The following is a 13,072-nucleotide window of genomic DNA, read 5'->3' as shown; positions in this document are numbered from 1 at the left end:
CGCCGTAGCCGCTGCGGCGACCGCGTACAGATCAAGGGCGCCTGAGCTTGGCGTCTACCCCTAGGAGCAAGGCGGCCAGCAGAGGGGCGGCGGGTCACACGTCGTCCCTGCCCATCCCTTCCCGACGCCGACAAAACGGGCAGTAGGCTGCGGGCGTGTGATGGTCGCCAAGCAACACCCCAAGCGCTCTCCACGAGCCGGACGCAGCGGGCAGGCCGTTCAGGCCGCGGTTCCGCTGTACGGTTTCCAGCCCCCGGTCGGCACTCCGTACGGCCTTGAGGTGAACACCATTGAGGACTTCTTCACCGAGCACGACGACTGGCCGTGGAACCCGCCCCGTCCGGGTCGTGCGACCTTCCACTACCTGATCCTGGTCACCGAGGGCGAACTGCTCCACGACGTCGACCACGTCACGCGGACCGTCTCCCCGGGCCAGTGGCTGTGGGTGCGCCCAGGGCACACGCAGTGCTGGCATCCGCCGGGCGTCACCCGCGGCCCGTTCATCCTCTTCGAGCCGGACGTCCTGACCTCCGAGATCGCCCGGCTGCTGGCCCCACTCACCGCGCACGAGGCCCCCGTCGTACTGAACCCGCATCCCGATGACGATGCCTGGCTGCGGCAGACGGCCCTCCAGCTCCTGGACGAGCACCGTGCACTGGGGCGCCGCCGGCTCGATGTCCACCACGCCCTGCGGCGCAGCCTGCTCGAATCGCTGCTGCTGCGCCTGGCCAACTCCCCGGATGTCACCGCCGCCGGCCCGGCGGCGAAGGGCACGGGCCGCAAGGACACGTACGCACAGTTCGTGGACGCACTGGAACTGCACTTCCGGGAGCTGCACCGGGCCGCGGACTATGCCGCGCTGCTCGGCTGTTCGGTACGCACTCTCAGCCGCGCCGCCCGGGACGCCACCGGCAAGGGAGTACGTGAGCTGATCGACGAGCGGCGGCTGCTCGAGGCCCGGCGCCTGCTGGCAGGTGCCGGTTGGGACGCCCGGGCTGTGGCCGCCCACCTCGGCTTCACCGATCCCGCGAACTTCGGCCGCTTCTTCCGTGGCCACACCGGTCTCACTCCTGCCGCGTTCGCGGCCGGCGAGGCCGAGTCCGGCGTGTAAGGCGCAAGCCCGCACTGCCACCAGTCGTCCCCGCCCTCGGGCAACGCGAGCCGATCTCGATCAGAGCTCTTCCCCCCGGCCGGACGATCTGACGGACGTCAGGCAGCGACGCCACGGGCGGCCGACGCCGCCCGGCCGCGCTCGGAGTCCGGGAACTGCCGCAGCAGTTCGCGCAGTTCCGGTGCCGGCGTGTTCGCGCCGAAGACCGGGGTGCCGGGCTCCATGCGTACGCCTTCGGCGAGCGCTCCGGCCTCGACGGGGTCAAAGCCGAGGGCGTCGACCAGTGCGGTGACGGCGGCCACGGCCGCGGGGGCGTCTCCCGCGACGGCGATGGCGCGGCGGCCGGGCGCCCCCGTGGCGAGGTCGGGGCGGGCGCCGTCCTCCAGATCGTGGTAGCCCATGTGGTTGAAGGCCTTCACGACGTGGGAGCCGGGCAGGTGGGTCTGGACGAGCTCGCTGGAGGAGGTGCGCGGGTCGGCGAGGTCGTCGCGGATCCCGTCCACCTCCCACCAGTAGTTCATCGCGTCGGCGACGACCTTGCCGCGCAGGGCCTGCGCCGGAACGCTGCGGTACTTGCCGAGCGGCAGGGCGAGGACGACGAGGTCCGCCTCGGTGGCGGCCTGTTCGGCGGTGACGGGCTCGGCGCGCGGGGCGAGGACCTCCACGGTGAGGGCGATACGATCCGGGTCTCCCGAGCCCGCGATCAGGACCCGGTACCCGGCGGCGACGGCGAGGCGTGCCAGCACCGTGCCGACCTTGCCCGCGCCCAGGATGCCGATCGTCGGTAGCTGCTGAGTGCCCATCACGTACTCCTTCTTCTTCAGGTTGCGGTCAGTCGGCCAGCAGGTCGCGGACCATGGGGATGACCTTGGTGCCGTACAGCTCCACCGAGCGCAGCCGGGCGCTGACCGGCTGGGCGCCGGCGGTGTAGACGAGGTCGAACCGGCCGACGCCGAGCCGCTTGATGGTGGCGGCCATCTTGCGAGCGACGGTCTCGGGAGAGCCGACGTACATCGAGCCGTGCTCGATCTCGGACTCGTACTCGCTCTTGGTGGCCGGCGGCCAGCCGCGCAGCGCCCCGATCGTGTCGCGGATCACCTTGAAGTGCGGCCAGTGCAGGGCGCGGGCCTCGTCGTCGGTGTCGGCGACGAACCCCGTGGAATGCATGCCGACCGGGTGCGCCGTGGTCCCGAACTGCTCGGCGGCGCGCTGGTAGAGGTCGATGTAGCGGCTGAAGCGGGCCGGGTCGCCGCCGATGATCGCGAGCATCAGCGGCAGTCCGTAGCGGGCGGTACGGATCACCGACTGCGGGGAGCCGCCGACCCCGACCCACGTGGGCAGGCGCCCGGACTCGGTCTTGGGGAAGACGTCGGCGTCCGTCAGGGCGGCCCGCTGGGTGCCCTCCCAGGTGACCGGCTTCTCGTCCAGCAGCCGGACGAACAGGTCCAGCTTCTCCTCGAAGAGCACGTCGTAATCGGCCAGGTCGTAGCCGAAGAGCGGGAACGACTCGGTGAACGAGCCCCGGCCCAGGATGACTTCGGCGCGGCCGCCCGAGAGCGCGTCGAGGGTGGCGAAGCGCTGGAAGACGCGCACCGGGTCGTCCGAGCTGAGCACGGTGACGCCGGAGGCGAGCCGGATCCGCTCGGTGCGGGTGGCGATGCCCGCCAGCACGGTTTCGGGCGTGGAGACGGCGTACTCGGGCCGGTGGTGCTCGCCGAGCGCGAGGGCGTCGACCCCGATGGAGTCGGCGAGTACGGCCTCGTCCACGACCTGCCGGATCGCGCGGGCGTAGGAGACGGGACGGCCCTGGTCGTCCTGGGGGACGTCGCCGAAGGTGTCGAGGCCGAAGAGGACCTCGGGCGCGGGTGCGGCGGCGGACATGGCGGGGCTCCGTTCCGGAGGGAGAACTGGTGGGGTGGCGGAGGGGCGGAGGCGGTCGGCTTACCAGGCGTACGGGCCGAAGCGGCCCCAGGCGATCACGACCGCGACAGCGAGCAGGACCACGTTGATGCCGACGTTCGACCATTCGCTGCGGCGGGCGTGGGTGACCACCGCGCCGAGCATGATCAGTGCGACGCCGACGGCCGCGAGCGGCGTGAGCACGGTGGCGATGCCGGTGGCGGCCGGCAGGACCAGGCCGAGCGCGGCCAGCACCTCCAGCGCGCCGATGGCCTTGACCTGGCCGGCGGTGAAGCTCTTCGCCCAGGCCATGGACTCGGCGGTCTTTTCGTAGGACTGGGCGAGCTTGCCGCCGCCCGCGGCGAGCATTCCGGCGGCGAGCAGGGACTGGAGGATCCAGAGGAAGACGTTCATGGCGGGTCCGTTTCGTGCGACGCGAGGGGACGTGGGGCCGAGCCTGACGAGCGGGGGCCGGGCCTCGTACAGCTTAAGCGGACTTCACCCCGCTTAAATTCCCGGCCTCCGGGCGGAGCGCTGGGCGGGGATAGATTTGCCGCATGGAACGATCGCCTCTGACCTTCGGACGGCCCCGCGCCGAGCGCGCCGACGCCGCCCGCAACCGAGAGCAGTTGCTGGCGGTGGCGCGCGAGATGGTCGCCGAACTGGGGGCGGACAAGGTCACCATGGACGGCCTCGCCGAACGCGCCGGCCTGGGCAAGGGCACCGTCTACCGCCGCTTCAGCACCCGCGCCGGGATCTTCCACGCCCTGCTCGAAGACGACGAGCACGCCTTCCAGCACCATGTCCTGGCCGGCCCGCCCCCGCTCGGCCCGGGTGCCGAGCCCCTCGACCGGCTGGTCGCCTACGGCCGGGCCCGCATCGCCTACCTCGCCGACCACGTCACGATCGTCCGCTCCTCATTTGACCGGCACCGGGCCGTCCCCGCCGAGGGCGGCAGCGGCTTCACCCAGGCCCACATCCGCATGCTGCTCGGCCGCGCGGGCACCGGTGTCACCGATCTGGACAGCCTCACGGTGCAGCTCACCAGCGCACTGGAAGGCCCCTTCATGATCTTCCTCGCGCTGCCGGGGACCGGCCCCGACGACGACGCCGAGGCCGACGCCGCCTTCCAGCGCCGCACCCGCCCGCTGGGCGACAGCTGGCAGACCCTGATCGAGCGGGTCTGTCGCACGGCGTGACTCCCCGGGATCGCCCTGGCCTGGCCCGACCGGGCCACCCCTCCCACTGCGGTGTCCTTCATCGACTACCGGCTGTCCGCAGCCAACTGCCCGATTCGCCGGATTTCACTGGATGATCGAGAGATACCGCGGCGACCACCTCGCCCCGGGCGAAGCGTGGCGCCCCTTCGCGGCGTACACGGCGTACACGGCGTACAGCCTGCACGAAAGGAACCGTCATGGGCGTCAACAAGGAAGAGATCAGCAAGACCCTCATTGAGCTGGAGAAGTCGTACAACGAGCGCTTCAGCGTCGGCGACGCGGGCGGCTACCTGGACGGGTTCGCGGATGAGGTGAGCTACTTCGACCCGATCCTGAAGGACATCGCCGTCGGCAAGGAGAAGACCGTCGCTTGGCTCTCCTCCATCTACTCCAACCCGAACATCGTGCGCAGCGAGTACCTCAACCCGCAGGTGCACGTCGGCGACAGCGGTGACTTCGCCGTCATGGGCTACAACCTCAAGACCTACGTGCTCGACGAGGACGGCAACGACAAGCTGCTGCGTGCCTGGAACGCCACGCACGGCTACCGCCTCGTCGACGGCGAGTGGCTCATCGTGCACTCCAACTGGGCCTTCTCCGAGACCCTCAAGGACCTGGTCGCCTACTGACCGGCGATCCGCGCCCGGAAGCAGAAGAACACCGGCATGAACGCCAGACAGGAAAATGTCATGCCCCCCGAAGAAGCCGAAACGCTCGTCGAGTTCGAGAAGTCCATCCAGTGGCGGTGGAGCAGCGGAGACCCGACGGGCTACATGGACGCGCTGGCTGAGGACGTCACCTACGTCGATCCGCTCGCCGAGTACGTTCTCGTCGGCCGTGAAGCCGTGCGCGAGCACTTCAAGCGCATCTACGCGGATGCGGGCATCACCCGGCAGGAGTATCTGAACGAAGTCGCCCGCCCGCTCAGCAAGGACGAGGTCCTGCTGGTCTTCACCTTCAACACGTACCAGCAGGACGAGACCGGCGAGGAGAAGCTGTTCCTGTCGTGGAACATGTCGCTCATCTTCCGCAGGACCGACGGCGAGTGGCTGATGTCGCACGGGCACCTGTCCCTGCGTAATGCGTGGGATCTCGGCCTCATCCCGAAGCTGCGCGATTCGTGGAATCGCGACAGCGTCCGTAAGTAGAGCCCCATGGTGCTCTACTACCTGGCGTCTTCCCGGGGAGAAGACCGGTCCCTGACCGGGAGGACGCGTAGCCCCACACCCTCATCGGAGGTTGTGGGGCGGGTGACCATGTCACCCGCCCCACCGGGCAGCACCAGCCGTAGCGGAAGGACCAGCCAGTGGGCAAGTCTGTGAAGGGGGCGACGGGCGTCGGCCCGGCGCCCGTGCCCGCACCGGACGCGATCAAGGTGCACGGGGCACGTGTGCACAACCTCAAGGACATCGACGTCACGGTGCCGCTGGGCAAGCTCGTCGCGATCGCCGGGGTCTCCGGCTCGGGCAAGTCCTCGCTCGCGCTCGGTGTGCTGTACGCCGAGGGATCGCGCCGCTATCTGGAGGCGCTGTCCACGTACACGCGGCGCCGCCTCACCCAAGCGGCCCATGCCGCCGTGGACAGCGTCGAGCACGTACCGGCCGCTCTCGCGCTGCGGCAGCGGCCCGGCATTCCCGGGGTGCGCAGCACGTTCGGGACCTCCACCGAGCTCCTCAACAGCCTGCGTCTGCTCTTCTCCCGGCTCGGCCACCACCAGTGCCCCAACGGACACCGCCTTCAGCCGACCGTGGACGTTGCCCTGGATCTGCCGCTGACCTGCCCCGAGTGCGGGGTGGTGTTTCCGCCGCCGGGTGCGGAGTCGTACGCGTTCAACAGCGAGGGCGCCTGCCCCCGCTGCGCGGGCACCGGGACCGTGCGGGAGGTCGACGAGGACACCCTCGTACCCGACCCCTCGCGCACCATCGACGAGGGCGCGGTCGTGCCCCGGCAGATGTTCGGCCTTGCCGCCGTACCGAAGGTGGCCGCCGAGCTCGGTGTCCGTACCGACGTGCCGTTCTCGAAGCTGACGAAGAAGGAACGGAAGATCGTCTTCGAGGGAGAGCCGGTCAAGCGCGTCATCCTGTACGACGGGCCGCCACCCCGAACCCTTGCCACCCGCCGGCTGGGTACGCGACCGGTCGGCAGCCAGGCATCAGGCCGTGGCCGACTTCGCCGCACGTGCCCCCTCCGGGCCGTAGCCCCGCCACCCCACCACCTACGTCGCCCCGTCCACCACGCTGGTCGGTGATGTCCGCGTGGGGCCGAGGGCGCGGGTGATATACGAGGCGGTGTTCGACGCCGAGTGCTCGCGGATCAAGAGCAGGGAGGCGCGGTGATCTGCGAGAACGCGGTCCCACGCCGGGTCCGCTGTCGTGGGCGATCAGCCGGTGCTGAAACCTGAATCCCGGCTCGCGGAGGCCAGGCGCTCACGGTGGGTGCGATAGAGACGGGTCCCGAGCGGGCGGCCGGCATGCCAGACGACGGAGGGAACAGCGGCGCGCAGGAGCTGGGCCTGCTCCTCGCCCGCCCCGTGCAGGGCCATGCCCAGCATCAGCAGCCGCCGCGCGAAGGACACCTTGCTCAGGGACGCCTCGACGGTCGTCTTCCACTCGTGTTCGGTCAGGTGGCGATCGATGAGCGGCAGGATCCGCTCCTCCTCCAGCGCCAGATGCTCGTACAGCGCCGGCAGCAGACGTTCCGCGACGGCGGCGACGGCATCCCGGTCGGAGGCGTCAGCGGTGGCCTGCCAACGCCGGCCGCTCGCGGCGAGCGCCTTCAATTCGTCGTCTATGGAGGCGTGCTGCTGGTCCATCGTCTCGATGAGGGGCCCGACGTCGTCGGGGCAGCGCTCCCGCAGTCGGGGCCACACATGGTCGTCCTCGCTGGTGTGATGGGCGTGCAGGAAGTCGACCATCAGCAGGACGTGGTCGGCGACGACGTCGGTGCCGTGCGCGTTACCCGTCGGCACACCGGCGATCAGCGCGGGCAGAGCGCCGAACTCTCTCCGCATGGCGTCGTGTGCGCCGATCATGTCGCGGCTGTCGGCCATCTTCTCGTTCTTCTCGGTGTGCATGGGACCAGCTTCGAGGCCGTACCTTTCAATCCGCCTACAGCACGGATACCGCGAGGTCGTCACCACGTTGCCGTCCGTCGGTGGCATGGGCTTACATGGTGCGGTGCTGACGTTCGCGGTGCTGGGTCCGTTCGAGGTCCGAGCGGGTGATCAGCCGGTCCACGTCGGAGGCCGGCTGCCCCGCAGGCTGCTGGCGATCCTCGTCGCCGGGAAGGGCGGCCGGTCTCGGAGGACAGCCTGGCCGAAGGACTGTGGGATGGCGGTCGGCCACGCAACCCTGCGGGTGCCTTGCAGGTGTACGTCTCGCGGCTCCGCCGGGTGGTGCCGGGCACGGTGTTGCAGCGCTCCGCCGGCGGCTATCGGCTCCTGGCCGCCGACACCGACGTCGAACGGTTCCGCGGCCACCTCGTCCGGGCCCGTGCGCTGGTGGCCGACGACCGCCACGCCGAGGCGCACGAGGCTTTCGAGACGGCGCTGCGGTTGTGGCGTGGGACACCGTACGAGGATCTGGCCGACCACGAGTCGACGACCGCGATCCGTGCCGCCTTGGTGGAACAGCGTGACAGCGCCCAGGAGGAGGCGGCCGCGGCCCTGCTGGCCACCGGCGACCACGCCGGTGCGGTGGCCATGCTCGAGCCGCTGGTGCACACCGCGCCGTACCGCGAACGCCGTTGGCAGCTGCTGGCGCTGGCGCTCTACCGTTCGGGACGCCAAGCCGACGCTCTGAACGCGGTGCGCCGGGTCCGGACCCTGCTGGCCGAGGAACTGGGTGTCGACCCCGGACTGGGGTTGCGGCAGCTCGAAGGCCGCATCCTGTCCCAGGACCCGGCCCTGGCGGCCACCGGCGCCCCGGCCGCGACGCCCGGTGACCGGCCGCTGTCGTCGTTCATTGGCCGCGACGCCGATCTGGCCTTGCTGAGCCGTCTCGTCGGCCTGCATCGGCTCGTCACCGTCGTTGGGCCCGCCGGGTCGGGCAAGACCCGCCTGGCCGTGGAATGGGCAGGGCGGGACGCCGTCGTCCGGCTCGCTGATGTGGCCGACCCCGCCCACCTGGTCTCAGCGGTCGCCGCGGCGGTAGGAGTCACCGGGTTCACCGGGGACCCGTACGAGGCGCTGATCAAGCGGCTGCGCCTATACGGGAAGATTTTGGTACTCGACAACTGCGAGCACCTCGTCGGCGAGGTGGCCCGGCTCGTCGTCGACCTGCTCGACCGGATTCCCGCGTTGCGGGTGGTGGCCACCAGCCGCAGCCCGCTCGGCGTCGACGGTGAGCACAGTCTGCCGCTCGGTCCGCTGGCCGGCGACGACGCCGTGACGCTCCTGACCGATCGCATCCGCGCAAGCCGGCCCGGCTGGATCGCGCAGGACACCGACCGCCGGGATCTGCGCCGCCTCGCCGACGCGCTGGACCGGCTGCCGCTGGCCCTGGAACTGTCGGCGGCGCGCGTGCGGACCCTGGGCGTACGGGGGCTGATCGAGAACCTGGACGACCTGTTCACCGTGCTGGGCAGGATCCCGCACAACAAGATCACCCCGCACGCGACGTTGCAGGAGGCCGTCGCCTGGAGCTTCGACCTTCTCTCCGGCGAGGAGCATGACCTCGCGGTGCGGCTCTGGCCGTACGAGGGCGGCTTCCCCTTGGAGGCCGCAGGCCCCGCCGCCGGGCTCGGCACACTGGTCTCACTGGTCGACCAGTCCGTGGTCACCGCCGAGACCGGCGGCAGCACCGCACGCTACTGGATGCTGGAGACGATCCGGGCGTACAGCCGGTCCGTGGACAAAAATCCGGCGGCGACCCGGGCCGCCCATGCCCTCTGGGTCCGCGAGCTGGTCGCCCGTGCTGAGGCCGATCTGCAGGGCATACGGTCCGCGACCACGATGGCGGCGCTGCGTCTGGAGTTGCCGAACCTGCGCGCCGGGCTCGCACACGACCTGATGCATGCCCCGGTCGAGGCATTGCGTACGGCCGCGCGGCTCATGTGGTTCTGGATCCGCAGCGGCCTGCTCGTCGAGGGCAACCGGATGCTGACCGCGGCCCTGGCCGCCGCGCCGGACGCCCCGCTCGGCGACATCGTGCGGGCCAGGACCTCCTCGGCCGCCCTGTTCTACTTCACCGGCGACGTCACCACGGCACGCCGCATGCTGTCCGAGGCGAACCTGGCGGTGGCCTCGGAACCGAGGTATCGCAGCCTGCTCGCCGAGGTCCGCTACTACCAGGCTCTGGTCCAGCTGCCGGGAGGCGACCCGGCGATCGCGCTGGGCGCGTCGGCCGAGGCGCACGCCATCGCCACCGAGACGCAGACCACCTGGCTGATCGCGGCCACCTCGATGGCGTGGGGCGCCGCCCTCGTCATGGCCGGCCGGATCTCCGAAGGCCGAAACCGGTTGCGGGCCGCCGTGCGGCTCGCCGACGCCTCCGGGCTCGTCTGGACAGCCGCGCTCAGCGAGCTGATGCTGGCCCAGACCCTGGTCGACGCGAAGGGCGGCGAAGCGCTGCCCCTGCTGCGGTCCTCGCTGCGGCGTTTCCTCATCGAAGGAGACCTGAGCAATCAGCTGGCCGTGCTGCACAACGGGGCCCTGGTCCTGGACGCGGCCGACGACGCGGCCGGCGCCGCGCTGCTCCGCGACGTCGTCCATTTTCACCAGGCGCACAGCGACATCCGGCCGGCCGGCACCTTTCTCCAGTCGACCGTGCCGCACGGCTGGTACGAAGGCGCGCCTCCTTCCCAGCCGCCGGCACTCGACGACGCCGTCGCCGTCCTGAGCGCCTCGGCGCGCGCTGTCTGACCGTTGTAACCCGGGTGTATGGGTGCCCGGCCAGGATCGGGTTGGGCGCGGTTCACGGCCCGTACTACGTCGACACCCGTACCAGCTAAGGAGCTTCTCGATGCGCATCGGCATCGGAATACCCAACCAGGTCCGCGACGTCCGCGCCCCGGTGATTCCCGCCTGGGCCCGCCGAGCGGAGGAAGCGGGCTTCTCCACGCTGGGTACCACCGGCCGGTTCGCCTATCCGGGCGTGATGGACACCGTCGCCCTGGCCGCAGCCGCCGGGGCCACCACCACGATCGGGCTGCTCAGTCAGGTGCTGCTGGCGACCACCTGGCCGGGTGCGCTGCTGGCCAAGGAGGCAGCGTCGATCGACGGGGTCTCCGGCGGTCGGCTCACCCTGGGCATTGGGGTGGGCATCCGCGAGGACGACTTCGTCGTGCCCGGGCACGGACCCCGGGACCGGGGCGCCCGGATGGACCGCGACCTGGCAACCTACCGGTCGATGTGGGCAGGTGAACCCGTTCCGGGAAGCCCGAACCCGGCGGTTCCGGCCGGAGGACGACAGGTGCCGCTGTTGTTCGGCGCCACCACTGCGGCGGCCTACCGCCGGATGGCTCAGTCGTCGGACGGTTACATTGCCGGATCGGTGCCGGCTGCCCTGGCGTCCGGTGCTTTCGACGCTGCCCGTGCCGCGTGGCAGGCGGCCGGGCGGCCGGGACAGCCTTGGCTGGTCGCCCTCAACTACTTCGCGTTGGGCGATCCCGACCGCGGTCGGGCCAACATCGCCGATTACTACGCCGCTACCGGCGAATACCAGGACATCGTCGTTGACAACGTGCACACCGACGCGGAATCACTGCGCGACGCCGTCAAGCAATTCGAGGCCCTGGGCGTCGACGAACTGATCCTGGGCCCCGGGACCGACGACCTCGACGAGGTCACCCGGCTGGCCGACATAGTCCTCTGACGCGAAGCTCACGCCTCTACTGTAAGTGCCCGTCACCACTGTGGGGGCTGTTTTATAAGGGCTACACCGTCCACCGGCCCGTCGGCCGGCCCCTGCCGCTGAAGTCACATTCCCATTCGCTTGCATGTGGCGCCAGCCAGAGGGCAGTTAGGGGTCACCCGACACTTCGGGCGGTGTGTGAAATGACCATGTGTATTCCGGCGACCCGTCAACGGCCGGGACCTCGTCTGATCCGGCCTTCGTCGCACCATTCCGATCCGCAGGATTTGCCAGAAAGGCTCACTCGTGAGGAAGTCCGCAGCAGCACTCGCTATCGGTCTGCTGGCAACGCTGTCAACGGCGTGTTCACCGGCCGAGACTGATGTGGAGAAACTCTCCTGGAAGAAGTGCCCCGAAGGTGTGGCTGCGGCGGGAGTCGAATGCACCACGCTCGACGTCCCGCTCGACTACGAGAAGCCCGACGGGAAGACGATCGAGATCGCCGTCTCCCGGCTGGCGAGCAAGAATCCCGACAAGCGCCGCGGCGTCCTCCTCACCAACAGCGGGGGCCCCGGCGGGGAGACCCTCACCATGCCGGCCACTCTGCGCAAGCTCGGCCTCCCCAAGAGCGTCCTGGACAGCTACGACATCATCGGGATGGACCCCCGGGGCGTCGGGCACAGCACGCCGGTGACCTGTGGGCTGAAGCTGACGGACCACCCGAGCAACATCCCCACCTACGCACGGAACGCGGCAGACGTGGCGGCCGAGGCCAAGCGTGTCGAGGCGGTCGCGAAGAAGTGCGCGTCCTCCAGGACGGCGGCCCTCCTCCCGCGTATCACCACGGCGAACACCGCCCGCGACCTGGATCGGGTCCGCGAATCCCTCGGCGAGTCCAAGGTCTCCTATTTCGGTATCTCCTACGGCACCTACCTCGGTTCCGTCTACGCCACGATGTTCCCCAAGAGCACCGACCGGGTCTTCCTGGACAGCGTGACCGGCCCCGGTGGCTGGAACGCATCGTTCGCACGCGACTTCGGCCAGGGCTTCGAGGACCGCTTCCCCGACTTCGCCAAGTTCGCAGCCGCCCAGAACGAGACGTACGGCCTGGGCCGGACACCCGCAGAGGTCGAAGAGACCTTTTCCGACATCGCCGCGAAGCTCGACAGGAAGCCGAGCGTCGACGGATTCACAGGCGCGGCGTTCCGGCAGGCGACCTTCGACCGCTTCTACTACGACAGCAAGCTGCCAGAACTGGCCGGCATATGGAAGGCGCTCAACACCGGCAAGCCCATCCCCAAACTGAAGCCGGCCGAAGGCGAGAGCCCGGCGGGCGGTTCGTCCGGCGTGCCCTCGGACAACTATCTGGCGAGTCAGATGCACGTCATCTGCAACGATTCAGACTGGCCCGCAGACGTCTCGGTCTACGCCCGAAACGTCGAGCAGGCCCGCAAGGCGTACCCCGAGTTCGGAGCCGCCGGCGCGGACATCACACCCTGCGCGTTCTGGCCGTCGCAGCCCAACGAGAAGCCGGTGAAACTCACCGACCGCGGCCCGTCCAACATCCTGCTGCTCCAGAACCGCCGCGACCCCGCAACGCCACTGCACAGCGCCCTCAAGACGCGCGCGGCGCTCGGGGACCGGGCGCGACTGGTGACGGCCGACCAGGGCGGGCACCTGGCGTACCTGTTCCTCGACAACAAGTGCGCCAACGACATCGTCACCACCTTCCTCACCACCGGCGAACGCCCCGACGAAGACACCGCCTGCCCCCCGAACTGACCCTGTAGGCCCATGGCCGGCTCATACGCCACACCTGCGCACGGGCAGGCCATACCGCGCACCCCCGCGCCAACCTGGCCCGGCGCTTCGACAGGCACTGCATGGGCGCCACGGGCCGCGCGGTCCAGGAACGGCGGCCAGGTCCGGCTTGCCGAGCGGCGGCCTGGAAAGACGTAGCAGTGCCCGAGCGTGGGCCGAGGCCCTGGGCGACGGCGGAGACCCAGCCGCGTCGCTTATCCGTGCAGTAGTCCCGCACTTGGCGGCTTGGA

General features: G+C 70.2%; 12 protein-coding genes. 8 read left to right on the top strand and 4 right to left on the bottom strand.

The genetic code is table 11. The features are described from left to right. Nucleotides 1–280 precede the first annotated feature (280 nt). Nucleotides 281–1,111 carry a helix-turn-helix domain-containing protein gene (locus tag ACIBJC_RS11380; RefSeq protein WP_399290589.1) on the top strand — a complete coding sequence of 277 codons (831 nt, stop codon included), beginning with the start codon at nucleotides 281–283 and terminating at the stop codon, nucleotides 1,109–1,111. 98 nt (nucleotides 1,112–1,209) lie between these two features. Here ACIBJC_RS11380 and ACIBJC_RS11375 read toward each other — a convergent pair whose 3' ends face one another. Genes ACIBJC_RS11375 through ACIBJC_RS11365 form a run of 3 tightly spaced genes read right to left on the bottom strand, consistent with a single transcriptional unit; the run spans nucleotide 1,210 to nucleotide 3,424 of the window. Continuing rightward, nucleotides 1,210–1,914 (bottom strand): NADPH-dependent F420 reductase, encoded by a 705-nt coding sequence (locus tag ACIBJC_RS11375; RefSeq protein WP_399290586.1) that lies wholly within the window; start codon nucleotides 1,912–1,914, stop codon nucleotides 1,210–1,212. A 28-nt stretch (nucleotides 1,915–1,942) separates the two neighbouring features. After that, the gene (locus tag ACIBJC_RS11370; protein ID WP_399290583.1) at nucleotides 1,943–2,992 is read right to left on the bottom strand and encodes an LLM class flavin-dependent oxidoreductase; all 1,050 of its coding nucleotides are present in this window, start codon (nucleotides 2,990–2,992) and stop codon (nucleotides 1,943–1,945) included. 60 nt (nucleotides 2,993–3,052) lie between these two features. Next, complete coding sequence (locus ACIBJC_RS11365; protein WP_399290581.1) at nucleotides 3,053–3,424, bottom strand: DoxX family protein; 372 nt, start codon at nucleotides 3,422–3,424, stop codon at nucleotides 3,053–3,055. Between the two features lie 143 nt (nucleotides 3,425–3,567). On the opposite strand from ACIBJC_RS11365, the gene ACIBJC_RS11360 reads away from it, so the two are divergent. The 4 genes from ACIBJC_RS11360 (at nucleotide 3,568) to ACIBJC_RS11345 (ending at nucleotide 6,478) form a co-directional block, all read left to right on the top strand. Next, a complete protein-coding gene (locus ACIBJC_RS11360; RefSeq protein ID WP_399290579.1) occupies nucleotides 3,568–4,209 on the top strand; it encodes a TetR/AcrR family transcriptional regulator in 642 nt (213 codons plus the stop codon). Between the two features lie 218 nt (nucleotides 4,210–4,427). Beyond that, nucleotides 4,428–4,859 (top strand): YybH family protein, encoded by a 432-nt coding sequence (locus ACIBJC_RS11355; RefSeq protein ID WP_399290577.1) that lies wholly within the window; start codon nucleotides 4,428–4,430, stop codon nucleotides 4,857–4,859. Between the two features lie 60 nt (nucleotides 4,860–4,919). Further along, nucleotides 4,920–5,378: a YybH family protein gene (locus tag ACIBJC_RS11350; protein WP_399290575.1), complete on the top strand. Its 459-nt coding sequence runs from the start codon at nucleotides 4,920–4,922 to the stop codon at nucleotides 5,376–5,378. Nucleotides 5,379–5,536: 158 nt separating this feature from the next. Next, entirely contained in the window at nucleotides 5,537–6,478 is a 942-nt protein-coding gene (locus tag ACIBJC_RS11345; RefSeq protein WP_399290573.1) for a hypothetical protein, read from the top strand. A 132-nt stretch (nucleotides 6,479–6,610) separates the two neighbouring features. Here the strand turns inward: ACIBJC_RS11345 and ACIBJC_RS11340 are convergent, their stop codons facing one another. Then, nucleotides 6,611–7,303, bottom strand: a complete 693-nt coding sequence (locus ACIBJC_RS11340) for a hemerythrin domain-containing protein (protein WP_399290571.1) — start codon at nucleotides 7,301–7,303, stop codon at nucleotides 6,611–6,613. Nucleotides 7,304–7,597: 294 nt separating this feature from the next. Between ACIBJC_RS11340 and ACIBJC_RS11335 the strand changes: the two genes are divergently transcribed. The 3 genes from ACIBJC_RS11335 (at nucleotide 7,598) to ACIBJC_RS11325 (ending at nucleotide 12,803) form a co-directional block, all read left to right on the top strand. After that, nucleotides 7,598–10,090: an ATP-binding protein gene (locus ACIBJC_RS11335; RefSeq protein WP_399291185.1), complete on the top strand. Its 2,493-nt coding sequence runs from the start codon at nucleotides 7,598–7,600 to the stop codon at nucleotides 10,088–10,090. 100 nt (nucleotides 10,091–10,190) lie between these two features. Further along, complete coding sequence (locus ACIBJC_RS11330) at nucleotides 10,191–11,042, top strand: LLM class flavin-dependent oxidoreductase (protein ID WP_399290569.1); 852 nt, start codon at nucleotides 10,191–10,193, stop codon at nucleotides 11,040–11,042. 399 nt (nucleotides 11,043–11,441) lie between these two features. Next, nucleotides 11,442–12,803: an alpha/beta hydrolase gene (locus ACIBJC_RS11325; protein ID WP_399290567.1), complete on the top strand. Its 1,362-nt coding sequence runs from the start codon at nucleotides 11,442–11,444 to the stop codon at nucleotides 12,801–12,803. The last annotated feature ends 269 nt before the right edge of the window (nucleotides 12,804–13,072 follow it).

It is taken from the genome of Streptomyces sp. NPDC050509 (genome assembly GCF_044457965.1).
Lineage (GTDB): Bacteria > Actinomycetota > Actinomycetes > Streptomycetales > Streptomycetaceae > Streptomyces.
The sequence above is the reverse complement of the archived record's forward strand: the minus strand, read 5'-3'. Positions and strand labels throughout refer to the sequence as shown.